This window comes from Pseudomonas sp. CFBP13509 (genome assembly GCF_005233485.1).
Taxonomy (GTDB): Bacteria; Pseudomonadota; Gammaproteobacteria; order Pseudomonadales; family Pseudomonadaceae; genus Aquipseudomonas; species Aquipseudomonas marginalis.
In genome coordinates this window covers 1-26539 of record NZ_QGAA01000034.1, presented here as the reverse complement: position 1 = coordinate 26539, position 26539 = coordinate 1, and the positions used below count along the sequence as shown (strand labels likewise).

Genomic DNA, 26539 nt, shown 5'->3' with positions numbered 1-26539 from the left:
AAAAAACTAAAAAATAATAAAATTAGAGAATATTAGCTTATATCAAAACAGCATTATATTTTCAAAACCCATTCCGTTATGTTTGATCGCAACAGCCTACCCCTGACCTTGGATGGTACCCAGCGTAATCAAGATTCTGCGCGCCATAACCGGGTGATCATCCCCGCAGCAGAATCGTTGGAAGGGAGTTCAACGTATGTTGCCAATTCAAACCCAGCGCCACACCTAGTCCCCAATCGCCGCAACCCCACTGAAAAAAATCGAGCACCGCGCCCGCCCGCGTGACTGCCCGACTTCGCGATTTGGAATGTCTGGAGTGGCTATGAAGCAAGTCTTACAACCGACCGCCATCCTGGCGCTGGCAATCCTGGCCACTACCGCCCGGGCCCAGGACGACAGCACCCTGTCCACCGTGGTGGTCACCGGTAACCGTGGCGCCGAACAGCGCACGGTCACCAGCAGCCCGGTGCCGATCGATGTGGTCAGCGCCAAGCAATTGCAGAGCACCGGCAAGCCCGGTCTGATGGAGGCCTTGAGCGCGGTGATCCCGTCGCTGACCCTGCCGGAAAAAACCGGTTGGGACGCCAGCGGCATCGCCCGTGCGCCGAACCTGCGCGGCATGAGTGCCGCCGAGGTGCTGGTGCTGGTCAATGGCAAGCGCCGCCACACCGCGGCCACCCTGAACATCAACGGCATCAACACCGGCGCCGCACCGGCCGATCTGGATTTGATCCCCATCAGCGCCATCGACCACGTCGAAGTCCTGCGCGACGGGGCCGCCGCCCAGTACGGCTCCGATGCCATCGCCGGGGTCATCAACGTGATCCTCAAGGCCGACACCAGCGGCACCTCGGTGACCCATGTCGGCCAGGGTTACGACGGCAAGAAACAGACCGTGCAGCAAAGCCTCAACAAGGGCTTCGAGATCGGCAACGGCGGCATCGTGCAGTTGGCCCTGGACGCGCGCAGTCAGAACGACGACAACAAGGCCAGCGCCAACGGCTACACCTACGCCCAGGCCTTTGAGCAGGCCGGCCGCTCCACCTACGGCGGCTACGGCACACCGAAGACCAACCTGCTGACCCTGGGCTACAACGCCGAATTGCCGATCGACGACAGTTTCAGCCTGTATTCCTTCACCACCTATTCGCGGCGCAAGGCCGAGCAGGGCCAGAACTTCCGCCTGCCGACCATCACCAACACCATTACCACCGGGCCTAACGGGTACGCCGGCGGCTACACGCCGACCTGGTATATCGACGAGGACGACTTCCAGGCCGCATTCGGCGGTAAAGGCACCGTCGGCGAGTGGGACTGGGACCTGTCCACCACCTACGGACGCAACGCGGCGGAGCAGGGCACCACCCATAACCAGAACCCCTCCCTGGGCGAGGCCACGCCGAACAGCTTCACCTCCGGCACCTGGATTTCCACCGAGCTGACCACCAACCTCGATTTCAAGCGCGGCTTCGATATCGGCCTGCAAAAGCCGCTGGACCTGAGCTACGGTTTCGAACATCGCCGCGACACCTACGAGGTGCAGGCCGGTGACTATGAGTCCTACGCCAACGGCGGCTACTGCGTGGCACCGGGTAACTGTGCGTCGTCCGGGGCCCAGGTCACCAACGGCATCTCGCCGGATGAAGAAAGCAGCGCCTCGCGCAACAGCCTCGCCAGTTACGTCGACGTGGGCTTCAACCCGGTGCCGGACTGGTACGTGGGCACCGCGTTTCGCTACGAGCATTACAACCAGGGCGTGGGCGCTACCCGCAGCGGCAAGCTGACCACCCGCTACGACTTCACCCCGCAATTCGCCGTGCGCGCCACCGTGAGCAATGGCTTCCGTGCGCCGTCCCTGGCCAACAGCCTGTTCAGTGCGCGGTCCACCACCTATGGCGTGGTCGACGGCGTGTACCAGTCGATCAACTACGGCGTGCTGCCGGTAGGTTCGGCCGCAGCCCAGGCCTTGGGGGCGCAGGAACTGAAACCCGAGCGTTCCACCAACTTCAGCCTGGGTTTCACCCTCACCCCCAGCGATCGCCTGAGCTTCACCGCCGACGCCTACGTGATCAACCTGCGCGACCGCATCACCCTCACGGGCACCTTGCTCGGCCCGGAAATCACCCAGGTGCTGCAAGGCAATGGCATCACCTCCACCTCCGGCGGCCAGTACTTCATCAACGGCGCCGACACCCGCACCAAAGGCCTGGACCTGGTCGGCAACTACAGCCAGGACCTCGGCCCCTATGGCGCGCTGAAATGGACCGCCGCGTTCAACTGGAACCAGACCAGAATCCTCAATTACAAGGAATCCACCACGATCCTGGGCACGGCCTATGACCTGATGGACCGCCAGGCCCGCAACCTGATCACCGGCGTGCAGCCCAGCACCAAGCTGATCCTCGGTGGCGACTGGAGCATCGAGCGCTTCAACCTCAACCTGGCCCTGACCCGCTACGGCTCTTACAAAGAGGTCAACGTCTCCGCCGACCGCAGCCTCGACCGGGTCTACAGCGCCAAGTGGATCACCGACCTCGACCTTGGCTACACCCTCACCAAAGACCTCAACGTGGCCATCGGCGCCAAGAACCTGTTCGACGTCTACCCGAAAAAACAAGGTGTACCGAGCAGCACCATGGTCAGCAGCTACGGCACCTATTCGCCCTACGGTTTTACCGGCGGGTACTACTACACCCGCTTGACCTATGCCTTCTAGGCCGAGGAATACACCATGCCCATCGTTGCCAAATCCTATGACCTGATTGACTCGCCCGGCGCGCTGCGCCAGGCCCGAGTGTCCACACCGATCAAAGCCCTGCAGGTGGTGCCCGCGCGGCACCCCTGGCGCTGGGCCGGGTCGATCTTTGCCGCGCTGGTGCTGCTCGCCATCGGGCATTCCCTGGCCACCAACCCGCGCTGGGAGTGGGGCGTGTTCGGCCAGTGGTTCTTCTCGCCGTCGGTGCTGCGTGGCCTCGGCCAGACCCTGTTGCTGACGCTGCTGAGCACGGTGTTCAGCGCCATCCTCGGCACTGCGCTGGCGTTGGCGCGGCTGTCGGGCTCGCCGCTGCTGGCGGCCCTGGCCTGGGGCTACATCTGGTTTTTCCGCTCGATGCCGGCGCTGCTGGTGCTGATCATCCTCTACAACTTCGCCTACCTGTACGACCACATTGTCCTCGGTGTGCCGTTTACCGACCTGGTGTTCGCCGAGTGGTCGACGGTGGACGTGCTCAGCCAATTCACCGTGGCCGTACTGGGCCTGAGCCTGATGCAGGCGGCGTACGCGGCGGAGATCATTCGCGGCGGCCTGATCGGTGTGGATGCCGGCCAGCATGAAGCGGCGGCAGCCCTGGGCCTGCCGGCCTCGCGGCGCATCTTCCGGATCATCCTGCCCCAGGCGCTGCGCTCGATCCTGCCGTCGGGGTTCAATGAAATCATTGGCCTGGTCAAGGGCACCTCCATCGTCTACGTGTTGGCCTTGCCGGAGCTGTTCTACACCGTGCAGGTCATCTACAACCGCACCCAGGCGGTGATCCCGCTGCTGATCGTCGCCACCGTCTGGTACCTGATCATCACCACCGTGCTCACCAGCGCCCAGTACTACGTCGAGCGTCATTTCGCCCGGGGTACGGCCAGGGTGCTGCCGCCCACGCCATTGCAACGCGTGCGCCGCTGGCTGAAGGAGAACACCCATGAGTGAAGCCCGTGCCGGCCGTATCCAGATCCAGGGCGTGGGCAAGCGCTTTGGCAATCAACAGGTGTTGAAAGACATCGACCTGACCATCGATCCGGGCAAGGTCACGGTGATTCTCGGGCCGTCCGGCTCGGGCAAGTCCACCTTGCTGCGCACCATCAACCACCTGGAAAAGATCGACAGCGGGCACATCACCATCGACGGTGAATACGTCGGCTATCGACGCAAGGGCGACCTGCTTTACGAGCTCAAGGAACGCGAGATTCTCAAGCGCCGTATCGACGTCGGTTTTGTGTTCCAGAACTTCAACCTGTTCCCGCACCTCACCGCCTGGGAAAACGTCGCCGAGGCGCCGCTGGCGCACAAGCGCTGGAGCAAGGCCGACGCCCAGGCCAAGGCCACCGCACTGTTGGCCAAGGTTGGCTTGGCGGACAAGGTCGATGCCTACCCACGCCAGCTTTCCGGCGGCCAGCAACAGCGCGTGGCGATTGCCCGCGCACTGGCGCTGGACCCCAAGGTGCTGCTGTTCGATGAACCCACCTCGGCCCTCGACCCGGAACTGGTGGGCGAAGTACTCGACGTGATCAAGGGCCTGACCCAGCTGGGCGTGACCCTGGTGATCGTCACCCACGAAATCGGTTTTGCCCGCGAAGTGGCCGACCACGTGGTGTTTCTCTGCGACGGCGAGTTGATCGAAGAGGGCCCGCCCGAACAGATTTTCCGCCAACCCCGACATCCCCGCGCCAAAGCCTTTCTCGGCAAGGTGCTTTAGTTCAAGGAGTGACTGCCCATGTTCATCAACACCACCCGCGTGGCCCTGCTGGCGCTGGCCGTCAGCACCGCGCAAAGCGCATTCGCCGTGCAACAGGTCGACCTCAGCCCCGACCGCCCACGCATCCATGTGCCGCGTAACGAAGCGGCGATTGCGCAGATCCCGCCGGGCTTCAAGTTCGCCCAGCCGGGCAAGTTCACCGTGGCTGTGTCCGGCGTGGCCGGGCCGCCGCTGGCGCTGCTGGCCAGCGACGACAAGACCACCATCGGCAGCGAAGCCGACACCGCGCAACTGGTGGCCGACAGCCTCGGCCTGCAACTCAATGTGGTGCAGACCAGCTGGGAAGACTGGCCCCTGGGCGTCAGCTCGGGCAAGTACGACGCGGTGATCAGCAACGTCACCGTGACCGAGGCGCGCAAGAAGCGCTTTGACTTCGCCACCTATCGCCAGGATGTGCTCGGCTTCTACGTCAAGACCACCAGCAAGATCAGCGAGATCAAGCAGGCAGCCGATATTGCCGGGCTGAAGATCATCGTCGGCTCCGGCACCAACCAGGAAAAAGTCCTGCTGGCCTGGAACGAGGCCAACGAAAAGGCCGGCCTCAAGCCCGCGCTGTTGCAGTACTTCGACGACCAGGCCGCCGCGCAACTGGCGGTGCAATCGGGGCGCAGCGATGCGCTGTTCGGGCCCAACTCGGTGTACGCCTATTCGGCGGCGATTACCGGCGGCATCAAGCGCGTCGGTACGGTGAACGGTGGCTGGCCATTGCAGGCGGACATTGCCGTGACCACCCGCAAGGACAACGGCCTGGTCAAGCCGATCCACACCGCCCTGGAAGGCGCGATTGCCGGCGGCCAGTACGAGCAGGTGCTGCAACGCTGGGGCCTGGATGTGGAACGCGTCGACAAGTCGCTGATCAACCCACCGGGCCTGCCGGATTAAGGAGCAATCGACATGGGACTGACACGACGTGAAGCGTTGTCGAGCATCGCTGCGGTAGGCGGCGAAAAAGCCGTCAAGGATGCACTCGCGGTACTCGGCCTCGGGCCGTCATCGCACCGCCGACCGCAACCGTTGAAACTCAAGGACGGCCTGGGGCAGGGCACCCGCGTGCTGGTGCTGGGTGCCGGGATTGCCGGGCTGGTCACCGCCCTGGAACTGACCCGCGCCGGGTTCAGCGTGCAGGTGCTGGAAGCCCGTGAGCGAGTCGGCGGCCGCACCTGGACAATCCGTCATGGCGACCGCGTGGACTATAAGGATGGCCGTACGCAGACCGCCGCGTTCGAGCCGGGGCATTACTTCAACGCCGGGCCTGCACGGATTCCCAGCCAGCACCGCACGATCCTCGATTATTGCAGTGAGCTGGGCGTGCCGCTGGAAGTGCTGGTCAACAGCAGCCATGGCGCCCAGGTGCGGCCGGATGTGAACCAGCCGGCCTTCACCGTCGGCCAGGCGATCAACGATGCGCGCGGGCATTTGTCCGGGTTGCTGGCCAAAGCGGTGCAGCGTGATGCCCTCGACGATGTGCTGAGCGCCGAGGAACGCACGCGCTTGCTGGCGTTTTTGCACGTGTATGGCGACCTGTCCCAGGAGCTGGCCTTTGAGGGCACGATCCGTTCAGGGCACCTGGAGTCCCCGGCACATCCCGGCGCCTTGCCCGCCAGCCGCAGCCCGTTGGCGCTGGACCAACTGCTGCACCCCGAACTGTGGGGCGCCTTGCTGCACACCGAATTCCCGGAATTCTCGGCGACCATGTTCCAGCCGGTGGGTGGCATGGACCGCATCACCGACGCCTTCTACCGGCGCGTCAGCGATCACGTGCAACTGGGTGCCCAGGTGCGCCAGATCCGTCAGTTGGAAAACGGCGTAGCCGTGACCTACCACGACCAACGCAGCGGTCGCGAGCAGGTGGTACGCGCCGACTATCTGGTCTCGACCTTGCCGCTGCCGCTGCTGGCCAAGCTCGACACCGACTTCAGCGACCCGATCAAGGCCGCCTTGCTCAGCACCCGCAGCGACCAGGCCACCAAAGTGGCGTGGCAGTCCCCACGCTTCTGGGAAACCGACTACCGCACCTACGGCGGCCTGTCGTGGATCGAACACCCGGCGCGCCTGCTCTGGTACCCGAGCAACGACCTCAACACCCGCGAGGGCCTGCTGGTGGCCGGTTACGTGACCGGGGAGGGCGCCGATGCGTTTGGCGCGCGACCGTTCGACCAGCAGTACGCCACCTCCAAGGAAGCGGTGGAGCTGCTGCATCCGGGCTACTCCAGGCACCTGCGTCACCCGCTGGCGGTGTCCTGGGAACAGATCCCCTTCAGCGAAGGCCCGTGGCTGCAACGTGAACACTTCCCCGCCGATGCCAGCGCCTTGCTCGAAGAGGGCCACGGCCGCGTGTACTTCGCCGGCGACGGCCTGGTGCAAAGCGGCGTGGGCATCTGGCAGGAATCGGCGGCCAACTCGGCGCGGCATGTGGTCGCGCAACTGGCTGAACGCGTGACCCGACACACACACCTCGCGGCAGTGGCCGCCTCCTAAGGAACACACCCATGAGCGACAGCATTCAACGTACCAGCGTCGGCGACTTTCCGATCTCGCAGACCGTCACCGTGCCGGCCTCCGCCAGCCTGGTCTTCGTCAGCGGCACCTTGCCGGATCTGGTTGATCCAACGGTTCCCGGGGTGTTTGGCAACACCGAAGTGCAGACAGTTTCGGTGTTCAACAAGCTGCGCCAGATCCTGCGCCAGCAAGACCTGGACCTGGGCGATATCGTGCAGTTACGGGTATTCCTGGTCGGCGCCGAGGAAACGGGCGGCAAGCTGGATTTCGCTGGGTTGCAGCGTGGGTATACGCAGTTCTTCGGCACCCCCGAGCAGCCGAACAAGCCGGCACGCACCGCGTTGCAGGTCGTGGCCTTGCCATTGCCCGGTGCACTGGTGGAAATCGAAGCCATCGCCGCCAGGACGGCGTGATAATCCCTCGCAAGTAACCCCCCTCACAACCGCTTCCGGGCTTCGGCGTGACTGCGCCGAACGCCCCGGCGGGCGCTTGCCACACCGCGTTTCCAGCCTTCCTGAACCCCCTCCCGCAAAAAGATAAATCTTGTATTTAAACGCCTGCGACGTATTATCCAAGCAATGTCTTGTGTATATACCTGAGGCTGGATTTCCCTTTCGGCAAATACGGAGGTTTGAATGACTGTGGAGGCAGGGTTACTGGGTCACTCGTTGTCGGTGTTCCTGGGCGTACAGGCCGTCGGCTTGAGCCTGTGGCTGAGCATTGCGGTGCTTAACAACTGGCAAGCGTTTCGCAGCTCGGTAGGCGCGGTAGGCGCGACCATGGCCATGGAGCCGTTGCGCCAGAGTCCTGCCATCGACATTCCCTTGCTGGTGCGGGCCGTGCGTTCACCCCGTCTGCACCAACTGGCCCTGCTGGTGGTGCTGGCCCTGCAATTGGTCGCCGCGCTCGCGGCCTGGACCGGCAGCTATCAGTTGATCCTCGGCGACGGCCTGCTGTCGGCACGGCCCTGGCTCAACCTGGCCCTGAGTGCGTTTTCGGCGTTTGTCTTCGCGATGCTGCTGGGGGGCTTGTGGTTCGGCTACTGGATTCGCCAGGAGGGGTTGCAACTGACGCACCTGGTGCTGACGATCTGGGCGGTACTGGCCTTCTTCCTGTTCAACCACACCTGGCTGTGAACCGCGTGTAATGCACTCATCGTGATAAGGACGTCCATGAACAAGAAGAAGATAACCAGCCTGGTGTTGATTCCGGTGGCGGTCATCGCAGTGGTGATGATGTCGCGCGCGCCGTCCCAGGCCCAATCCGCCGATGCCCCCGCCAGCGCGTTGACCAAGGTGGCCCTGGGGGCGGTGCAAGTGCGCCCGGCCAATGTGTATTTCGCCGGCGTCGGTGAGCTGGAAGCGGCTTCCCAGGTGCAGGTTTCCGCCGAGGTAGGCGGGCGGGTCACGTTGATCAACTTTGAGTCGGGCCGCCAGGTCAAGGCTGGCGAAGTGCTGGTCAAGCTCAACGATGCCCCGGAACAGGCCGAGCAGTTGCGGCTGCAGGCCCAGGTGCGCAATGCCGAGATCATCCGCAAGCGCGTGACCGGGCTGGTCAGGGAAAACGCTGCGACCCAGGAACAGCTCGACAACGCCCGGGCCGCCCATGACATGGCCCTGGGCGAGTTGAAAAAAGTCCAGGCCCTGATCGCCCAGAAGACCATCCGCGCGCCCTTCGCCGGAGTGCTCGGCATTCGCCAGGTCAACGAAGGGCAGTACCTCAATGTCGGCGACCGCATCGTCAGCCTGGTCAACACCCAGGTGCTCTATGTCAATTTTTCCCTGGATGAGCAGCTCAGTCGCCGCCTGGTCGTCGGGCAAACCGTGGGCGTGCTGATCGACGCCTACCCTGACCGGGTGTTCAAGGCGCGGATCAGTGCCGTCGACCCGATGATCGGCCGCTCACGCACGGTGCAGGTGCAGGCCACGCTGGAGAGCCCGGACGCCCCCCTCAAGCCGGGCATGTACGCCAGCGTCAAAGTGGCCGATACCGAGGTGGCCGATGTGCTCACCGTGCCGGAAACGGCGGTGGCCTACACCGCCTATGGCGATACCGTTTTCCTTGCCCGCCCGGACCAGGGCGCCACGCTGGTGGTCAAGCGGGTGGCGGTGAAAATCGGCCAGCGCCAGGACGGTTGGGTCCAGATCCAGGAAGGCTTGCACGAGGGTGACCAGGTGGTGACCTCCGGGCAACTCAAGCTCAGTGACGGCATGGCGGTGCAGGCGACCGATGACACCCTGGCCCTGCCTGCGTCCAAACCGCCTGTGACGGGCATCTGATTCTTCGCCCAGAGAACGCTCATGACTTTCACCGATATTTTCGTTCGGCGGCCGGTGCTCGCGCTTGTCGTCAGTATTCTGATCCTGCTGCTGGGGATCATGTCCTTGTTGCAGCTGCCGATCCGCCAGTACCCGATGCTGGAAAGCTCCACCATCACCGTGACCACCGAATACCCCGGCGCTTCGTCAGACCTGATGCAGGGCTTCGTCACGCAACCGATTGCCCAGGCGGTGTCATCGGTGGAAGGCGTGGATTACCTGTCGAGTTCGTCGGTGCAGGGGCGCAGCGTGGTCACGGTGCGCATGGAGCTCAACCGTGACTCGACCCAGGCGCTCACGGAAGTCATGGCCAAGGTCAACCAGGTGCGTTTCCGGCTGCCGGAGCAGGCCTATGACCCGGTGATCGAGCGCTCGTCCGGCGAGTCGACGGCGGTGGCCTATATCGGGTTCTCCAGCCCGACCCTGTCGACCCCGGCCTTGACCGATTACCTGGCACGGGTGGTGGAGCCGGTGATGAGCACCATCGAGGGCGTGGCCAAGGTCCAGGTGTTCGGCGGGCAAACCCTGGCGATGCGCCTGTGGATCGACCCCGCACGGCTGGCCGCGCGCGGCCTGACCGCCGCCGATGTGGCCGACGCGGTGCGCCGCAACAACTACCAGGCAGCGCCGGGCAAGGTCAAAGGCCTGTTCGTGGTCGCCAACCTGCGGGTCAATACCGACCTGACCAACGTCAATGAATTTCGCGATTTGGTGCTGCGCAACGATGGCAACGGCCTGGTGCGCCTGAAGGATGTCGGCACCGTGGAGCTGGGCGCGGCGTCCAGCGAAACCAGCGCCACCATGGATGGCGTTTCGGCCGTGCACCTGGGGTTGTTCCCGACGCCCGGCGGCAACCCGCTGGTGATTGTCGACGGTATCAAGAAACTCCTGCCGGACGTGCGCAAGACCCTGCCGCCGGACGTCAAGGCCGAGCTGGCGTTTGAAACCGCGCGCTTTATCCAGACCTCCATCGACGAGGTGATGAAGACCCTGCTCGAGGCCTTGCTGATCGTGGTGATCGTCATCTACCTGTGCCTGGGGTCGTTGCGCACGGTACTGATTCCGGTGGTGACCATCCCCTTTTCGATGCTGGGGGCCGCGGCGCTGATGCTGGCGTTCGGTTTCAGCCTCAACCTGTTGACGCTGTTGGCGATGGTGCTGGCTGTGGGTCTGGTGGTGGACGATGCGATTGTGGTGGTGGAGAACGTGCACCGGCATATCGAGGAAGGCAAGACCCCGGTGGCGGCCGCCCTGGTCGGGGCGCGGGAAGTGGCGGGCCCGGTGATCGCCATGACCATTACCCTGGCGGCGGTGTATGCGCCCATCGGCATGATGGGCGGCCTCACGGGGGCGTTGTTTCGTGAATTCGCCCTGACCCTGGCCGGCGCGGTGATCGTGTCCGGCGTGGTGGCGCTGACGTTGTCGCCGGTCATGAGCTCGTTCCTGCTGCAGTCCAAGCAATCGGAAGGGCGCATGGCACACCTGGCCAACCGTTTCTTCGACGGCCTGGCCCTGCGTTATGCCAAGGTGCTGGACCTGTCGCTGCGGCATCGCTGGCTCAGCGGGCTGTTTGCCTTGCTGGTGATGATCAGCCTGCCGTGGCTGTACCAGTTGCCGCAGCGGGAGCTGGCGCCCACCGAGGACCAGGCGGGGCTGCTCACCGCCATCAAGGCGCCGCAACATGCCAATTTGGAGTACGTCGAGCGCTTTTCCGCCAAGCTGAATGAGGTCTACGGGCGCCTGCCGGAAACCGTCAGCACCTGGATCATCAATGGCAGCGACGGCATCGCCTCGAGCATTGGCGGCATCAACCTGACGTTGTGGGGCGAGCGCGAGCGCACCGCCGCGCAGATCCAGGTCGACCTGCAAGCGGCTACCAACGACGTGGAAGGCACCAGCATCTTTGCCTTCCAGTTGCCTGCCTTGCCGGGCTCCACCGGTGGCCTGCCGGTGCAACTGGTGCTACGCAGCTCCCAGGATTACCGCGTGCTGTACGAGACCATGGAGCAGATCAAGCAGAAGGCCCGCGACAGTGGGTTGTTCGCCGTGGTCGACAGTGACCTGGACTACAACAACCCGGTGGTACAGGTGCGAGTGGACCGGGCCAAGGCCAACAGCCTGGGGATCCGCATGCAGGACATCGGCGAATCGCTGGCGGTGCTGGTGGGGGAAAACTACCTCAACCGCTTTGGCCTGGAGGGCCGCTCCTATGATGTGATTGCCCAGAGCCCGGGCAGTGAGCGACTGACGCCCGAAGCCCTGACCCGCCAGTATGTGCGCACGGAAGACGGCACACTGATTCCGCTGTCGACGGTGATCCAGGTGTCCGAGCACGTCGAACCCAACAAGCTGACCCAGTTCAACCAGCAGAACGCCGCGACCTTCCAGGGGGTGCCGGCGGCCGGGGTCACCCTGGGCGACGCCGTGGCGTTCCTGGAAGGCGTCACCGCCGAGTTGCCCGTGGGGTTCAGCTACGACTGGCAATCCGATGCGCGGCAGTACACCCAGGAAGGCAATGCGCTGCTGCTGGCGTTCCTGGCGGCGGTGATCGTGATCTACCTGGTACTCGCGGCGCAGTACGAAAGCCTGATGGACCCGCTGATCATCCTGATCACCGTGCCGCTGTCCATCAGCGGCGCGCTGATTCCCCTGGCGCTGGGCTACGCCACGATCAATATCTACACCCAGATCGGCCTGGTGACCCTGATCGGGCTGATCAGCAAGCACGGCATCCTGATGGTCGAGTTCGCCAACGCCCTGCAGGCCCAGGAACACCTCGACCGTTCCGAGGCGATACGCAAGGCCGCGCAGATTCGCTTGCGGCCGATCCTGATGACGACGGCGGCCATGGTGGTCGGCCTGGTGCCGCTGCTGTTCGCCTCGGGGGCCGGGGCCAACAGCCGCTATGGCCTGGGGGTGGTAATTGTATCGGGCATGCTGATCGGTACCTGCTTCACCCTGTTCGTGCTGCCGACGGTCTACACCCTGCTGGCCCGCAAGCATTCAGTGGCGGCCGCGACCCCGAGGGCCCAGTCCCTGGCGCAAACCCTGAGGAGTGAACCATGAAGCCCTGCAAAACTGTCACCACCGTGCTGGCGCTGATTCTGCTCAACGGCTGCATGGTCGGGCCGCATTACGAAAAGCCCATAACCCCGCCGATCAGCCTGGTCACTGCACAAAAGGCCTTGTTCGCCCAACAGGCGCCGGTGCAGGCCCAGTGGTGGTCGTTTTTTGACGACGCCGAGCTCGATCGCCTGATCGACACGGCGCTGGCGCATAACCATGACATTCGCCAGGCCCAGGCCAACCTGTTGGCCTCCCGTGCGGTGTTTGATGACCGCCGGCTCGACCAGTATCCCGGCGTCACTGCCCGTACCGCCTATGGCCGCAGCCTGGAGCAGCAGTTGCCGTTCGACGGTGGGCCTCCCGAGCGGATGCTGTCGCAGACCTATCGCGCCGGCTTTGATGTGCAGTGGGAGATCGACGTGTTCGGGCGTTTGCAACGCTTGACGGCCTCGGCCCTGGCACGCTCGCAGGCGGCGCAGGCGGACCTGGCGCTGATGCAGTTGAGCATCGCCGCCGATGTGGCGCGTTATTACTACGAGCAGCAGGGCTTGAGCCGCAGCCTGGAGGTGGCCCAGGCCCAGGTCAGTGCCTGGCGCGAAACGCTCACGCTGACCAGCGCTCAGGTGCGCGCCGGCAGCGGCCAATTCGAGGATCAGCAAAACGCCCACGCCAACCTGCTGCTCAGTGAGGCGGCGATTCCACCGTTGCTGACGCGGATCCAGGAAACCGGTTATCGCCTGGACGTATTGACCGGCCAACCCCCGCGTCAACAGCAGGCCCTGGCCAAGGCGCATTTCCTCGCGCCCCTGGCCCGGCAACTGCCCTTGGGCGATGTCGACCAGTTGATCCGCAATCGTCCGGATGTGGTCAGCGCCGAACGCCTGCTGGCCGCCAGCACCGAAGACGTCGGCGCCGCCACGGCCGACCTGTACCCACGCCTGAACCTGGGCGGTTTCATTGGTTTCTTCGCCCTGCGCGGCGGCGACCTGGGCAGCGCATCCCGCGCGTATGAGCTGGCGCCGTCGGTGGACTGGCCGGCGTTTCGCCTGGGCAATGTGCGCGCGCGCCTGCGCGGTTCCCAGGCCCAGGCCGAAGGTGCCCTGGCGCGCTATCAACAGTCGCTGCTCAAGGCCCAGGAAGATGTGGAAAATGCACTGATGCGCCTGGCGCAGGACCAGACCCGCCTGGGCGCGTTGCTGGCGTCCGCCACCCATGCCGAGCAGGCGATCGACATCGCCAGCAAACGCTACCGCAGCGGTTCGGGCACCTACATGGCGGTGCTGGAAAACCAGCGCGCGTTTTTCCTGATCAAGAAGGACGTGGCCGATGCCGAGACGGCGTCCTACCTCAACGCCATCGCGCTATACAAGGCGCTGGGCTGGGGCAGTGGCGGTGCGCAGCAGGCTCAATCAGCGGACAAGCCATTGGCCAGCAACTGAGCCTTGAGGTCGGGCCGGTAGTTGCGTGCATACGTGCGGCCCACGGTGCTTGACCAGGATTGGCCGTCCGCACGGCCAATGATCTGCCAATGGCGCATCAGGTGCTGGTCATAGGCACTGATCGCCGGTGCCAGCGCGGCACGGTTGTAGCGCTCGTCGTGACGGAAGGCTTCGATGCCCATGCGCGGTTTCTGTGCCGCCGGCTCGTGCACATGACCCAGGGCCAGTCCGCACAGGGCGAAGGTCTGCTCGGGCAGCCCGAGCAGCTCGATCATCGCTTCAGCGTTGGCACGAATGCCACCCACCGGCACCACGCCCAACCCCAATGAGCGTGCGGCGATCATCAGGGTACTGAGGATAATGCCGCCGTCGGTGCTGGCGGCGATCAGCCCTTCCAAGTGCCGCTGGATCTGCTGTTGCTGGCCATTGAGCGCGGCACCGACGGCGGTCTTGTGAAAGTCCACCACCAGGGTGATAAACACCGGTGCCGACGCGATCCAGGGCTGGCCGCCAGCTATTGCCGCAATGCGTTGGCGGGTGCCTGCGTCGCGCACGACCACCACGGAAATATGCTGGGCATTGAAGGACGTCGGCGCCAGGTGACCGGCACGCAAGATGGCATCCAGGTGTTCGTCGCTGACGGGCGTGGATTGGAAGCTGCGCTCGCTGCGGTGGTTGGCGAGCAAGTCGATAGTCGGTGTCATGGCCTTATTCCTTTAGGGCGGTTGGTGTGGGGCGGTCAGGTGCGCGGTTGAATGTTATAGACGCAACGTCGGTCGCCGGAGATCAGGTGTTCGCAACGTTCGACAAGGGTGTCGTCACCCATGGCTGCACGAAATATCTGCAGCTCCGAGCGGCAGAAACCCTGGCATTTGCGCGCGGCAGCGCAGATCGGGCAATGGTTTTCGATCAGCAGCCAACCTTCACCCGCGGGTTCCATGTGCGCCATATAGCCGGCGAGTTCGCGGATGCGCACCAGGATGGCGACTTTTTCTTCCAGGGACGAGGCTTGCGAACACGCCTGGACGTATTCCTGGCGATTGGTCGCTTCCATGCTGGTGATGATTTTCTCGATGCCATCACTGCCGAAAACCCCCTCGATGGATTCGATCAGGTGCAGGGTCAGCACGCTGTGGGAATCGGGGAATTTGTTGTGTGCGGTGTCCGTCAGCGCCCACTTCAACGAAGGGCGGCCGGCCCCGGAAGTGGGTGCCGAAACGCCGACGATCAACTCCGATGCCTGCAATTTCTGGATTTGTTGCCGGGTCGCCTCAAACGTGAGTTCCAGCAGCGAAGCCAGTTCGGTGGTTTTCAACGGGCCACGGGTCTTGAGCAAAAACAGGATGCGTTCGGCGGTGGATGACTGGGTATCGTCGGCAGGTTTGGAGGTCATAAATCGCGTGTAACCATGGGGAGTGAGGGCATCACTGGAGTTCGTCGACCTTTGGCGCCATCCATTGCGTAAGGGGTAGTGGGCATGAGCATAGTCATTTTTGCCGCTCAGGAAAATAATAAATAAAAGGAATTAATAATTAATTATAAATAGCGAATAATTATAAAAGGTTTGACTTGCTTTTGTAGGGCTTAGGGCTAGGATCGTAGCTAGCTTTTTTGGAAGCTGCTCCTGAACATTCATTTGCACACGACTCCGGACCGTTAGAAAACACGCTACGTCTCAAACACTGATTGCTTGCCGACGTCAGCGAAGACAAAAACATTCAAGGAAGAGAATCTGTATGAATGCGCAAAAGCCGACGACCATCTATGAGCACGCTGATGAAGTAACTGCTCTGTCCAGCGTGGTCGACCTGGTGAAACTCTCCGACCAGTATCGACAATCCGCCATCCTTCACTTCGCTGTAGCGCAGCACCTCTTCGATCAAACCACCCGCCCGGCTACCGCCGACGCAATCAGCCAGCAATTGGGCTGGGTGCCCAACAAGGCCAAGATCTTTCTCAATGGCCTGGTTGCCCTGGGTCTGTTGAAAAAGTCCGCCGACACCTATACCAACCAGCCCCTGGCCGAGCGTTTCCTGGTCAGCCGCAGCGCCGAGTTCATCGGCCCGATCATTGCCCACCAGCGCTTGCAGTGGCAGAACTGGCCACGCCTGGGGGAGATCCTGAGCAGCGCCGAGTCCATGGATTTCCAGCAGGAGAACCGCTTCAAACACGACATTGCCGCACGTGATGCCTTCAACGATGCGATGGTGCGCTTCAGTCAACCCATGGTCGATGTGCTCAAGGAATTGCCAGTGTTCGATACCGCCAGCAAGGTCATCGACCTGGCCGGTGGACACGGCACCTATATCGCCGAAATCGCTCGGCGGCACCCTCAGGTCCAGGGCGAAATCTGGGACCTGGCCGCCACGCGCCAGTCCGCCGAAAGCACCGTCGAGAAGTACCAGTTGGCGGGGCGCCTGACGTTCAAGGAACGTAACCTGCTGGACCTGGCCCGTTACGAAGGTGAAAGCGCCGACGTGATCATGGTCAATGACTGCCTGCACTACTTCACCCGCGAAGAAACCAGCACGCTGATCCGCTCGGCTGCCCAGTTGGTCAACGACGGCGGTTCGTTGCTGGTGCTGAGCATGACCCTGGAAGACGATGAAATTCACCCGGCGCTGTCGGCGGATTTCTCCCTGCACATGATGGTCAACACGGTGCACGGCGAACTGCATCCCACCCGTTGGATTGCCGAACAGATGGTTGCCCAGGGCTTTGAGGTGGTGCAGGAACCTATCGGGCGCTACAGCCTGTTGATCGGTCGCCGTACCGAGGGGAGGGTTGCCTGATGCTGCGCTTTATTACCTTGTACAGCTCCGACACGGCCGCACGTCTGAACGGCTTTCTCGAGCCGTTGAACACCTGCGCGAAAGCCGCCGGTTTTGAACTGTGCGCGGCCGTTGAGGGCGCGCAGTTACCCCAGGCCGACGGGTTTATCCTGTTGGTGTCGGCGGCAGACAGCCTCGACACCCTCACGACTCGGCTCGCGGCATTGGCCGATGGTTACCACAACAAGGCCGTCAGCATCGTGCGCCTTGCCGAAGGTCGCACCGAGCAACCTGCCGGCGATCCGCTTAACGCGGCATTGCTGCAACGCACGGCCTGTTTCATTTACCCCCATGGCCTGGCGATCACTGACGCGGGCGTATCCCCGGACACGGTGAAAAACTGGTTGGCCGGTTTCTCCAAATTCGCCGCCGCGATCAAAATGTGGCGGTCCCTGGAAGGTGTATCCATCGAGGCTGCCGCGTTGGAGTCCCAGCGCCCGCAACTGACCCATATCAACATCCTCACCCGCGACCTGGAAGCCTCCCAGGCGTTCTATCGCGACATCTTCGGCGCCCACTATTGCTACAACCTGGGGCCGCGCAAAGTGGTGATGGAGTTGAATGGATTCGACTTCTTCATCGAACACAATCCCGACTTTGTCTACCCGCCGGGCTACCACATCGGCATTCGTGCGCTGCCGGAGGATGTCAAACGCATCGCCGACAAGGTGGCTGCCGACGACAACATCACCCTGGTCAAGGGCAATGGCCCCGCGCCGGGTTATCACCACGGTCCGGACAACGTCCGCACGGCCGTGTACTTCGAAGACCCCGATGGCCTGGTGGTTGAGGTGTACTCCACCGAAATCGAGATGATCGAGACCAATCGAAGGTTGCTGCTCGACCGACTCTGATACCTGACTGATCCCCACACGCCGAGCGGTTTCGCGCTCGGTCGTGGATGTGTTCGCTCGGAATAAAGGTTTACCTATGACGAATCAATACGGTTGGCATTGGCCGACGCTGCCGAGCCCTTTGCCAAAGAACGTGTCTGATCGGGTATTGATGGGCTACCCGCAGGCTTACGTCGAATATGAACTGACCCGGCAAATCGCCGACGCCACCGGACAGCTGATGAGTGCGCCCATCGAACAACTGCTACGGGTGGTCGAGTCGGTTGCCGAACCCCTGGTGAGGCGTATCGCCGCCGGTGAAGTGCTGGGCTACAAGGGCGACCCGCGCATCGACGTGTTCAGCCCCGCCATGTGCGACGTTCCTGCCGCCCAGGTCGAGATCGGCCTGGAGCCGCAGCGCGTCGATGCGGTCATGACCGCCTACGCCGGGCTGGGCCTGGACCGCAGTTGGATCGAGAAAGAAACCCCCAACCATCGGGTCGACCTGGCGAGCTTTCGCATCGGTCGCTACCCGGTCACCAACAGCGAATATCGCGCCTTCCTGTTGGATACCGGTTATCCGTTCCTGCCGACCGGCTGGGCCTTTGGCCGCTTTCCCCAGCACCAGGCCAACCACCCGGTCTACAGCGTCAGCGACGTGGATGCCGACGCCTACGCCCAATGGCTGAGCCGACGCACCGGGCGGGCGTTCGCGCTGCCCAGCGAAGCACAGTGGGAATACGCCGCGGCAGGGCCGCAGCGCTCTCAGTTTCCCTGGGGCGAAACCTTCAATGTCGAGTACGCCAACACCATCGAGTTGGGGTTGCTCACGTCGACACCCGTCGGGGTGTTCCTCGAGGGCGCCTCGATGTTTGGCGCGCTGGACATGGCCGGCAACGTGGAAGAGTACGTTGCCGACGATTATCGGGCCTATCCGGGCGGGCCTGAGATCAACGATGACCTGGTGCTGGATGTTGGTAGGCACCGGGTAGCCCGTGGCGGCAGTTTCACCCGCTTCAGGGATCTTGCGCGCAATCAGCGCCGACATGGACGTTATCCAAGACCCATCTATGTCATGGGATTCCGTTTGGTAGAAAACCACTCTGGCCAGAACGCGACACTTCCATAGAGGCTATGCCATGGACACTCCAGTAACGCTTCATACGCAAGTTCCCATCTCCATTCTTGGCGGTGAGGTCAACGCCCACTTCTACGGGTTCAAGGGCTTTGACAAGAACAATGAACACTTTGCCGTCAGAGCCGGTGAGCCCGATGCCGATGTGCCCCTGGTGCGCGTGCATTCCGAATGCATCACCGGTGATGTATTCGGTTCCCAGCGCTGCGATTGCGGCCCGCAGCTGCAGGAAGCCCTGAAGGCGCTCGATGCCGAAGGCGGCTACCTGATCTACCTGCGCCAGGAAGGTCGCGGTATCGGCCTGTATTCGAAGTTCGAAACCTACCTGCTGCAAGACGCCGGCATGGACACCTACGAGGCCAACGTGAAGCTCAACCACCCGGAAGACTCGCGCAGTTTCGCCCCGGCGGTCGCCATGCTGCGGGCCCTGGATGTGCATCGCTGCCGGCTCCTGACCAACAACCCGGACAAGGTCAAGCAGTTGCGCGATGGCGGGATCGACGTGGTCAGCTCAGTGCCGACCGGGGTGTTCCTGACCAAGCACAACCACAACTACCTGCGATCAAAAGTCAGCAAGTCGAGCCACACCATCAAGCTTTGATTTCATTCTCCAGGAAAAGGACTTTTCGATGAGACACATAGGCCCTATCAGCGGCGTCGCCGCCCATGCTGGTGAGTTCATCGCCACCGCCGGCTACGACAACCAAGTCATTCTGTGGAACGCCCAGACCGGGCATTCGATCCACCGTGTCAGCCATGACCACCTGGCCAACCAGTGCGCGTTCAGCGCCGATGGCAAGTACCTGGTGAGCGCCAGCAGCGACTACACCGCCCGCGTCTGGGAAGTGCCGAGCATGCGCCTCAAGGCCGTGCTGTCGGGGCATGACGACGACGTGGAAATGGCGGTGTTCTCGCCGGACGGTGCGTCGATCGCGACCTGCTCGCGCGATCATCAACTGCGCCTCTTCGACCTCGACGGCAACCTCAAAGGCACCTGCCGCGGGCATCAGGCCGATGTGATTTCCGTGGTCTGGTCGCCGGATGGCAAGCGCCTGATTTCCAGCAGCGACGACGGCACGGTGCGCCAGTGGGACACCAGCACCTTCGAGCAATGCGATGAAGTCGACATCGGTGGCGTCGAGACCGATACCGTCGCCATTACCCGCGCCGGCGTAGTGTTTGCCGGTGACGACGAAGGGCGCATCTCGATCATCCATGGAGGCGAGATCCGCTCCGTTCCTGCCCACGATGCCGGGATCAAGCGCATTGTCTGGAATGATGAAAAACAGCTGCTGGTGACCTTGAGTTATGACCGCCTGGCGATCCTCTGGCGCTTCGATGGCACGCAGCTGGAGCGCCTGCGCAGCACCAATTTGCCGAGCATCGTCTGGCCGCGCAGCTGTGCGTTCGTCGGCAGTGACGCCTTGGTGTTCGCCACCTTCGGCTCGCGCTACGCCACCTGGGATTATGAACACGATCAGTGGACCGTGGACGGCATTCAGCCGGCGGTGAGCATCAACGCCGTGGTGACCACCGAGGGCGGGCAATACAGCATCGGTGACGCGGGCCTGCTGTTTCGCGATAACCAGCCCGTGAGCGGCGTCGGCAGCCTGTGCAACTTCCTGCTGCCGTTCGGTCCACTGCTGCTGACCGGTGGGCAGATGGGCCAGGTGTTCGACGCCCTCAGCGGGCGCCTGTTGTATCAACATCGCTCGCCGCTCAATTGCGGCACCACGTTCCAGCGCAATGGCCAGCTTCATGCATTGATCGGAACCTACACCGGCGAAGGCCTGGTGTTTGTCATCGCCGGCGATAACAGCCTGGAGCTGGTGGCGTCGATCCCGATGCACGACAACGCGATCAAAGGCGTGGCGGCCAACGAGCATCACCTGTTCAGCGTATGCGCCTCGGCCGCCGCCGCCCTGCACACTATCAGCGACTTCAGTTGCGCGCGGCATATCGAAAATGCCCACACGCGTATCTCCAACGGTTGCTGCCGGGTCGACGGCGGTTTCGCCAGCATTGGTCGCGACCTGAAATTGCGCCTATGGCTGGAGTCCGGTGACGAGGTCTATGACACGCCGCACCGCAATTCCATCAAGTGCATTTGTGCCTCCGCCGACGGGGAAGTGATTGCCACCGCGAACTACAGCGGCACCATCGCGCTGTTCGACTTGCCCAGCCGTTCCTGGCAGCAAGTACAGCGTCCCACCGCCAGTGGTATCTCCTGCATCACCCACAGCACGGCCAGCGATGATTTCCTGGCCAGTTCCTACGATGGCCAGATCTACGGGATCGCCACCCGTCGCGCCTCTTGACCCAAGGACTGCCTGATATGAGCAAGCAAGCGCAATTCATGGACGTATCGACGTACCGTCGGGCGCTCGACACCTCATTTGTCCACCGCTACAGCCATGGTGAAGATGAGTGGTCCTGGGACATTGGCATGGCCAAGGCCGCCCGGGTTTTCCTCGAGGCACTGGGGCCGACGCCGGACCAGCATATCCTCGACGTGGGAGTCGGCCGTGCGCGGGATGCCTCGGAGTTCATCCTGGCAGGGCACCGGGTGACCGGCCTGGACATCGTCGAGAATTCCAGCTGGCCGCTGCTGCGCAAACGCTGGGGCGAGCGTCTCAGCCTGGTGTGCAGTGCCCTGCAGGATTGGCAGCCACCGGCGGGGGAGGCGTTTGACGGTGTACTCGACAATGGCTGCTTCCATCACCAGCATCCGGACGAGTGGGGCCGTTACCTGGCCAATATCCGCCAGTACGCGCGCCCTGGCGCGTTGATCGGGCTCAACGTCTTCGGCGTCGACGCGAGCAACCCGGAGCCGGGCTGGCGCGAGATGGATAACCAGCGTCAAGGTTATTTCTTCACCGAACAGGGCGTGCGCGACACCCTGGAAGCGTTTGGTTTCACCTGGCAGGACCTGGTGGTGATCGAGCGCCAGCATGGCGAGGCGGTGTACCTGTTGGCGCTGGTTCGCACATGAGCCTGGCGCTGGCGCGCGACATGCACTTCATGCGGCTCGCCCTGAAACTGGCTGACCGGGGCGCCTTTACCACGGCACCCAACCCCCGGGTCGGTTGCGTGATCGCCAAGGGCGACTTGCTGCTTGGCCAGGGCTGGCACGAGTGGGCGGGGCAGGCACACGCCGAAGTCAATGCCCTGCGCGAGGCGGGCGCCGATGCGCGGGGCGCCACCGCCTACGTCACCCTGGAACCGTGCGGCGGGCATGGGCGCACGCCGCCCTGTGCCGACGCGTTGATCAGGGCCGGGGTGGCGCGGGTGGTGATTGCCAGTGTCGACCGCTCCCAGCATGAGCATCATGGCATTGAGCGGCTTGAGGCGGCGGGTGTGCTGGTCGAACACTTGCCGTGTCCGGAGGCGCGCGAGTTGAACCAGGGGTTTTTTTCACGTACCGAACGCAAGCGGCCATGGTTGCGGATCAAACTGGCCATGAGCCTGGACGGTCGCACGGCCCTGGGTAACGGGCAATCCAAATGGATCACCTCGCCCGAGGCCCGGGACGATGTGCAAGTGTGGCGCGCCCGGGCCTGCGCGGTGCTCACCGGCAGTGGCACGCTGCTGGCGGACAACCCGCGCCTGACGGTGCGCCTGCCCGACCCGCACGCGGCGTTTTCCGTTCCGCTGCGGGTGGTGCTCGACCAGCATCTCAAGGGCGATGCCCAGGCCCATGTGCTGGATGGCGCGGCACCGACCCTGGTGTTTCATGGGCCCGGCGTCCAGCCGTTGCACCCGCCACCTGCGGGTGTGCGTTTCCGGCAGGTCGGGGTGGACGGCGAAGGGCTTGACCTGCGAGAGGTCATGACGGTCCTGGCTGAGGAGGGGTGCAACGAGGTCCAGGTCGAGGCCGGCCCGGTATTGTGTGGCGCCTTTGCGGCGGCAGGCCTGGTGGATGAATGGCTGGTCTACATCGCCCCGCTGTTCCTGGGCAGTGATGCACGGCCGTTGCTGGCGCTGGATGGCTTGACCGATCTGGGCCAGGCACAACCCTTGTCGATCATCGAGCAGTGTCTGGTGGGGGCGGACATCCGGGTGCGATTGCGCCCGGTCGCCGCCCCGGCGTGATTATTTGCGGCAGGTCAAACCGATCTGCAGGCTGTTGCGCTCGAACAGCTGCCAGTACCCCGCACCCATGGAGGTGCGGCTGTGTTCACTGATCAGCGGGGCGACCCAGGTGAGCTGGTTGAAACCGGCTACCCGTGCGGCTTCTTCGTACACGCCTTGCTCCCAGCGATAGTAGGTAAACGGTGCGGGGGGCGATGACATGAACTGCGCGTTGCAGCGAAACCCGCCGGCGACCGGGGTTTCATCGAACACCTCAATCCCATAGCGAGTGAAATTGCCTTTTTGCAGTTCGAACGACGGGTTGGCGGTGTAGGCCACCAATTGGCCGCCGGGCTTCAGGTTGTCGGCGGCCGCCTGAAACATCTTGCTCAGTTCGTCGACACTGCTGGCATAGTTGAACAGCCAGGCCGCCGTCACCATGTCGTAGGCGCCGATACGGCCCATCTTCGCCACATCCCGCACTTCGTAGGCGATACCGTCGTTGGCTTGCCGTGCCTGGTAGATCATGTTTTCGGAAATATCCACGCCATGCACCTTGGCCGCCCCCCAGTCCTTCAACTGGCGACTGAAGAAACCATGCCCACAGGCCAGGTCCAGGATACGCAGGCCCTCGACATTGCCGACCATGCTACGGAAGGTGTCGACCTCGACCTTGCGCTGAGAGGCCCTGGCGGTGAAATCCTCGAACTGTTCACTGATGCGTTCGTACACTTCTTTGGATTCTTTCATCTGCATGCCACTCCTTCGAATATGCGGGCTGGGGGATGTGCAAGCCTTGGCATTTTTATGCAAGGTATGACTTGCGATATTAGGCCTAACGCCTCGATTTAACAAACGGCTTGGTGGGCGGTGCGCCTCGATCGGGTCAGCCTGCTGATAGGCGCGCGCTGGGTTTATTATGTGTTTGTGGAATATCTTCTATTGTTTTGATCATTATTTTTAATGATTAGCATAGATCCACAAAGCATTTCACAAGCCTGTCGATGGGCCTTATGGTCCTCCTCCACAGGTCAGCGTCGCTGCCATCCACGGAGGAATATCGTGATGTCCCACTTACCCCGGCAACTCAGGTTCGGTGCCATCCTCACCGGCGTCGGCACCGCGCAAAACGAATGGCTGCACCCGCAAATCCCCGGCGACGCCAGTGTGGACATCAATTGGTATCGCGCCCAGGCGCAGCAGGCGGAAGCGGCAAAGTTCGACCTGGTGTTCATCGTCGACAGCCCCTACATCACCCCGGATTCGGCACCGCATTTTCTCAACCGCCTGGAGCCGCTGACCCTGCTCTCGGCCGTGGCCGGCGCCACCTCGAAGATCGGCCTGGTGGCCACCCTGACCACGTCCTATACCGAACCCTTCAACGTCGCCCGCCAGTTTGCCTCCCTGGACCTGATCAGCGGCGGCCGCGCCGGTTGGAACGTGGTCACCACCGGCCTGGAAGGTGCGGCCGGCAACTTCGGCCGTGAGCAGCATATCGACCACACCGAGCGTTATCGCCGCGCGGCCGAGCACCTGGAGGTGGTGCAGGGGCTATGGGATTCCTACGAGGACGACGCCTTCGTGCGCGACAAGGCCAGCGGCGTGTTCCTCGACCCGCAACGCCAGCATCGCCTGGACCACCATGGCGAGTTCTTCTCGGTGACCGGGCCGTTGAATATCGCACGCTCAGCCCAGGGCCAGCCGGTGATTTTCCAGGCGGGTATTTCCGAGTCCGGACGCAGCCTGGCGGCCAACTATGCCGAGGGCATTTTTGCCGGCGTGGGCAATTTCGAGGACGCCCAGGCCTACTACCGCGACATCAAACAACGCACCGCCGCCGCCGGACGCAACCCCGACCACGTGACCATCCTGCCGGGCATTTCGCCGATCATTGCCGACACCGACGAACAGGCCCAGGCCATCGATCGCGAACGCAATGGCGAGCTGGATTTGAACAAGGCACTGGTGCAGTTGGGGCGACCGTTCAACTACCACGACTTCAGCCAGTACCCGCTGGATGAGCCGTTCCCGGACCTGGGCGACCTAGGCAGCAACGGCTATCGCGGGCATGCCGAAAACATCAAGCAAGTCGCCCGTGACCAGCAGTTGACCCTACGCCAGGCGGCGTTGCGTTTTGCCAAGCCGTTCTCGAGCTTTGTCGGATCCCCCAAGACCGTGGCGGACGAGATCGAACGCTGGTTTGTCGAAGGGGCGGTGGATGGTTTCAATATCCATGTCGGCGCGCCGGATGACTTTGCGCGGTTTACCGACCAGGTGCTGCCATTGTTGCGCGAGCGCGGGTTGTTTCGCAGTGAGTACAGCCACAGCACGTTGCGTGGGCATCTGGGCTTGCCGGTGCCGGTGAATCGGCATACGGCGGCAAGGAGCGAGGCGGCCTGAGGCTCACCACCATTTCCAGCGGCCCTGTTGTTTCAGGGTGGCGATAACGCCGTTGCGTTTATGCCTGATTTCCAACATCTCTCGGCGCATTTGTCGTTGGCGTTTGCTGTTCAGGCATAGAAGCCCGATCAACGGGCTTAGTAAGGCAAGGGTAAATAGGAGGTGATCGGGGCTGTAAAGGATTGTCGGCACTACGAGCAGTAAGTAGATGAGGAACACACCCACCTGAAGCCACACCCATCGTGGATAACCGTGAAGGACCAAGCTCTGCGCGACGCCGAATACCGCACACGCAATCCCGCCTGCGATGAAGAACGCATTACTGGTCAGTTCATCGGATGCGTGGGCGAAGTAGGTGAGATTCATCAGGGTGCCGGTGGTGGCAATCGAAAGGCACAAGGCTATAAGACCGCCAAACAACGCCAGTCTGTGACGCGCCCAAAGAGAGCGAGGATCTATAAGGTAAAGGGGCTCCTGGCGGTTTTTCATTCGCTGAACTCTTCGTAGATACCGATGGCCAGCGTCTTGGTGTTTCCGGACATACCGCTGCTGGCGAGGCCCAGTGCTGCTGCAATGGCATCATTTCGATGGGTCGCGATGATTGGTTTTATCTTTGTTGCTGGAATGCGTTTTGGCGCGTTACGTGCGGCTTGCTTGAGCTTGAGGAGCTTGGGTGTCAGGCGCGGGTCTTGGATTCTCAGGAGCTCATTCGTTAATTTTGCCCGTTCCTGTCGACTCAGCCCACGCAATACTTCTCTTAGTGGTTTACCTGTTGCGCGCTTGGACAGGTTGATTACTTTCACTGTCGTTACGGCAGAAGAGGCGACACCAAGTAAAGACACCGCATCCAGAGCTGCCATCATCCCTTCGTACCAAGCATTACTGTCCAGGTAGTCATTCATCTGCGGATCCCAAACTTCGTTTACCGTTCGATAGACTCCGGCGGCGCACTGGAACAACCCCGCTACTGCTGCTGCGGTGCCAATGAATGAGACAACAACACTTGCGCCACCCGTAAAAGGCATCAAGGCGATTCCGCTGTAAATAACATGCCAACTCAACAGCGCCCCGGTACACGTCACCGTCGTCCTCAAAGCCTCCGCTACCCATTCCGACTCCCGAGGCTCATGCTCCAACATCCGCTTGAACTCCACCGGCCCCACATACCTCGGCGCTTCCCGCAGCACCACTTTGATCGGCCGCACACTGCAAATCGCCTGGAACTCACGCAGCGTGACCACGTTGAAGTCCTCATCGATATACACCACGCCCGCGCCAATCAGCACCGGGTCGCTGTCGATGGCGAAGAACAGTCGATGCAGGTCGATGATGCTTTCAATGCGTTGGCGGGTGGTGCGGTGGGCCGAGGGGAATCCATCCTTGAACAAGGCGGTCGTCATTCCTTAACTCCTGGGTTTTTGGGG

23 protein-coding genes are annotated in these 26539 nt (G+C 62.6%); 18 read left to right on the top strand and 5 right to left on the bottom strand.

Annotated features, from left to right (window positions below):
* Nucleotides 1–322: 322 nt before the first annotated feature.
* The 10 genes from PspCFBP13509_RS30625 to PspCFBP13509_RS30580 all read left to right on the top strand — a co-directional run bounded on the left by PspCFBP13509_RS30625 (nt 323) and on the right by PspCFBP13509_RS30580 (nt 13845).
* Nucleotides 323–2716, top strand: a complete 2394-nt coding sequence (locus PspCFBP13509_RS30625) for a TonB-dependent receptor plug domain-containing protein (RefSeq protein WP_137213141.1) — start codon at nt 323–325, stop codon at nt 2714–2716.
* 15 nt (nt 2717–2731) lie between these two features.
* Nucleotides 2732–3697: an amino acid ABC transporter permease gene (locus tag PspCFBP13509_RS30620; protein WP_074847286.1), complete on the top strand. Its 966-nt coding sequence runs from the start codon at nt 2732–2734 to the stop codon at nt 3695–3697.
* Nucleotides 3690–4463: an amino acid ABC transporter ATP-binding protein gene (locus tag PspCFBP13509_RS30615; RefSeq protein WP_090406292.1), complete on the top strand. Its 774-nt coding sequence runs from the start codon at nt 3690–3692 to the stop codon at nt 4461–4463. Before PspCFBP13509_RS30620 ends, PspCFBP13509_RS30615 begins: the two co-directional genes overlap by 8 nt.
* Before the next feature lie 18 nt (nt 4464–4481).
* Complete coding sequence (locus PspCFBP13509_RS30610; RefSeq protein ID WP_074847285.1) at nt 4482–5405, top strand: ABC transporter substrate-binding protein; 924 nt, start codon at nt 4482–4484, stop codon at nt 5403–5405.
* A 12-nt stretch (nt 5406–5417) separates the two neighbouring features.
* Nucleotides 5418–7001, top strand: a complete 1584-nt coding sequence (locus tag PspCFBP13509_RS30605; RefSeq protein ID WP_137213140.1) for a flavin monoamine oxidase family protein — start codon at nt 5418–5420, stop codon at nt 6999–7001.
* 11 nt (nt 7002–7012) lie between these two features.
* A complete protein-coding gene (locus PspCFBP13509_RS30600) occupies nt 7013–7435 on the top strand; it encodes a RidA family protein (protein ID WP_074847283.1) in 423 nt (140 codons plus the stop codon).
* Between the two features lie 222 nt (nt 7436–7657).
* Complete coding sequence (locus tag PspCFBP13509_RS30595; RefSeq protein WP_137213139.1) at nt 7658–8158, top strand: DUF2165 family protein; 501 nt, start codon at nt 7658–7660, stop codon at nt 8156–8158.
* 36 nt (nt 8159–8194) lie between these two features.
* Nucleotides 8195–9301 carry an efflux RND transporter periplasmic adaptor subunit gene (locus PspCFBP13509_RS30590; RefSeq protein WP_065948042.1) on the top strand — a complete coding sequence of 369 codons (1107 nt, stop codon included), beginning with the start codon at nt 8195–8197 and terminating at the stop codon, nt 9299–9301.
* A 21-nt stretch (nt 9302–9322) separates the two neighbouring features.
* On the top strand, nt 9323–12406 hold the full coding sequence (locus PspCFBP13509_RS30585) for a MexW/MexI family multidrug efflux RND transporter permease subunit (RefSeq protein WP_137213138.1): 3084 nt from the start codon (nt 9323–9325) through the stop codon (nt 12404–12406).
* Nucleotides 12403–13845, top strand: coding sequence for an efflux transporter outer membrane subunit (locus tag PspCFBP13509_RS30580; RefSeq protein WP_137213137.1), 1443 nt, complete (start codon nt 12403–12405; stop codon nt 13843–13845). Before PspCFBP13509_RS30585 ends, PspCFBP13509_RS30580 begins: the two co-directional genes overlap by 4 nt.
* Here PspCFBP13509_RS30580 and PspCFBP13509_RS30575 read toward each other — a convergent pair.
* Together PspCFBP13509_RS30575 and PspCFBP13509_RS30570 are read right to left on the bottom strand one after the other, a co-directional pair.
* Entirely contained in the window at nt 13812–14549 is a 738-nt protein-coding gene (locus PspCFBP13509_RS30575) for a nitroreductase family protein (RefSeq protein ID WP_065927305.1), read from the bottom strand. The genes PspCFBP13509_RS30580 and PspCFBP13509_RS30575 overlap by 34 nt on opposite strands.
* Nucleotides 14550–14584: 35 nt before the next feature.
* Entirely contained in the window at nt 14585–15238 is a 654-nt protein-coding gene (locus PspCFBP13509_RS30570; RefSeq protein ID WP_065927306.1) for a helix-turn-helix transcriptional regulator, read from the bottom strand.
* A gap of 343 nt (nt 15239–15581) precedes the next feature.
* Here PspCFBP13509_RS30570 and PspCFBP13509_RS30565 point away from each other — a divergent pair, with 343 nt between their 5' ends.
* From PspCFBP13509_RS30565 to ribD, 7 genes are all read left to right on the top strand, one after another.
* Nucleotides 15582–16637, top strand: a complete 1056-nt coding sequence (locus PspCFBP13509_RS30565) for a class I SAM-dependent methyltransferase (protein ID WP_065927307.1) — start codon at nt 15582–15584, stop codon at nt 16635–16637.
* Nucleotides 16637–17530, top strand: a complete 894-nt coding sequence (locus PspCFBP13509_RS30560; RefSeq protein ID WP_137213136.1) for a VOC family protein — start codon at nt 16637–16639, stop codon at nt 17528–17530. The genes PspCFBP13509_RS30565 and PspCFBP13509_RS30560 overlap by 1 nt, the downstream gene beginning before the upstream one ends.
* Before the next feature lie 76 nt (nt 17531–17606).
* Nucleotides 17607–18638: a formylglycine-generating enzyme family protein gene (locus tag PspCFBP13509_RS30555; protein ID WP_027607437.1), complete on the top strand. Its 1032-nt coding sequence runs from the start codon at nt 17607–17609 to the stop codon at nt 18636–18638.
* A 10-nt stretch (nt 18639–18648) separates the two neighbouring features.
* Nucleotides 18649–19245, top strand: coding sequence for a GTP cyclohydrolase II RibA (ribA, locus tag PspCFBP13509_RS30550; protein ID WP_027607438.1), 597 nt, complete (start codon nt 18649–18651; stop codon nt 19243–19245).
* Between the two features lie 28 nt (nt 19246–19273).
* Nucleotides 19274–20962 (top strand): WD40 repeat domain-containing protein, encoded by a 1689-nt coding sequence (locus PspCFBP13509_RS30545; RefSeq protein ID WP_065927310.1) that lies wholly within the window; start codon nt 19274–19276, stop codon nt 20960–20962.
* A gap of 17 nt (nt 20963–20979) precedes the next feature.
* Nucleotides 20980–21636, top strand: coding sequence for an SAM-dependent methyltransferase (locus PspCFBP13509_RS30540; RefSeq protein WP_074847278.1), 657 nt, complete (start codon nt 20980–20982; stop codon nt 21634–21636).
* Nucleotides 21633–22736, top strand: coding sequence for a bifunctional diaminohydroxyphosphoribosylaminopyrimidine deaminase/5-amino-6-(5-phosphoribosylamino)uracil reductase RibD (ribD, locus tag PspCFBP13509_RS30535; protein ID WP_242001116.1), 1104 nt, complete (start codon nt 21633–21635; stop codon nt 22734–22736). Before PspCFBP13509_RS30540 ends, ribD begins: the two co-directional genes overlap by 4 nt.
* Here ribD and PspCFBP13509_RS30530 read toward each other — a convergent pair whose 3' ends face one another.
* Entirely contained in the window at nt 22737–23465 is a 729-nt protein-coding gene (locus tag PspCFBP13509_RS30530) for a class I SAM-dependent methyltransferase (RefSeq protein WP_137213135.1), read from the bottom strand. It lies immediately after the preceding gene.
* 315 nt (nt 23466–23780) lie between these two features.
* Here PspCFBP13509_RS30530 and PspCFBP13509_RS30525 point away from each other — a divergent pair, with 315 nt between their 5' ends.
* Entirely contained in the window at nt 23781–25115 is a 1335-nt protein-coding gene (locus tag PspCFBP13509_RS30525; protein ID WP_074847277.1) for an LLM class flavin-dependent oxidoreductase, read from the top strand.
* A 3-nt stretch (nt 25116–25118) separates the two neighbouring features.
* Here PspCFBP13509_RS30525 and PspCFBP13509_RS30520 read toward each other — a convergent pair whose 3' ends face one another.
* The gene (locus tag PspCFBP13509_RS30520) at nt 25119–25604 is read right to left on the bottom strand and encodes a hypothetical protein (protein ID WP_137213134.1); all 486 of its coding nucleotides are present in this window, start codon (nt 25602–25604) and stop codon (nt 25119–25121) included.
* Entirely contained in the window at nt 25601–26515 is a 915-nt protein-coding gene (locus PspCFBP13509_RS30515) for an NAD synthetase (RefSeq protein ID WP_137213133.1), read from the bottom strand. Before PspCFBP13509_RS30515 ends, PspCFBP13509_RS30520 begins: the two co-directional genes overlap by 4 nt.
* Between the last annotated feature and the right edge of the window lie 24 nt (nt 26516–26539).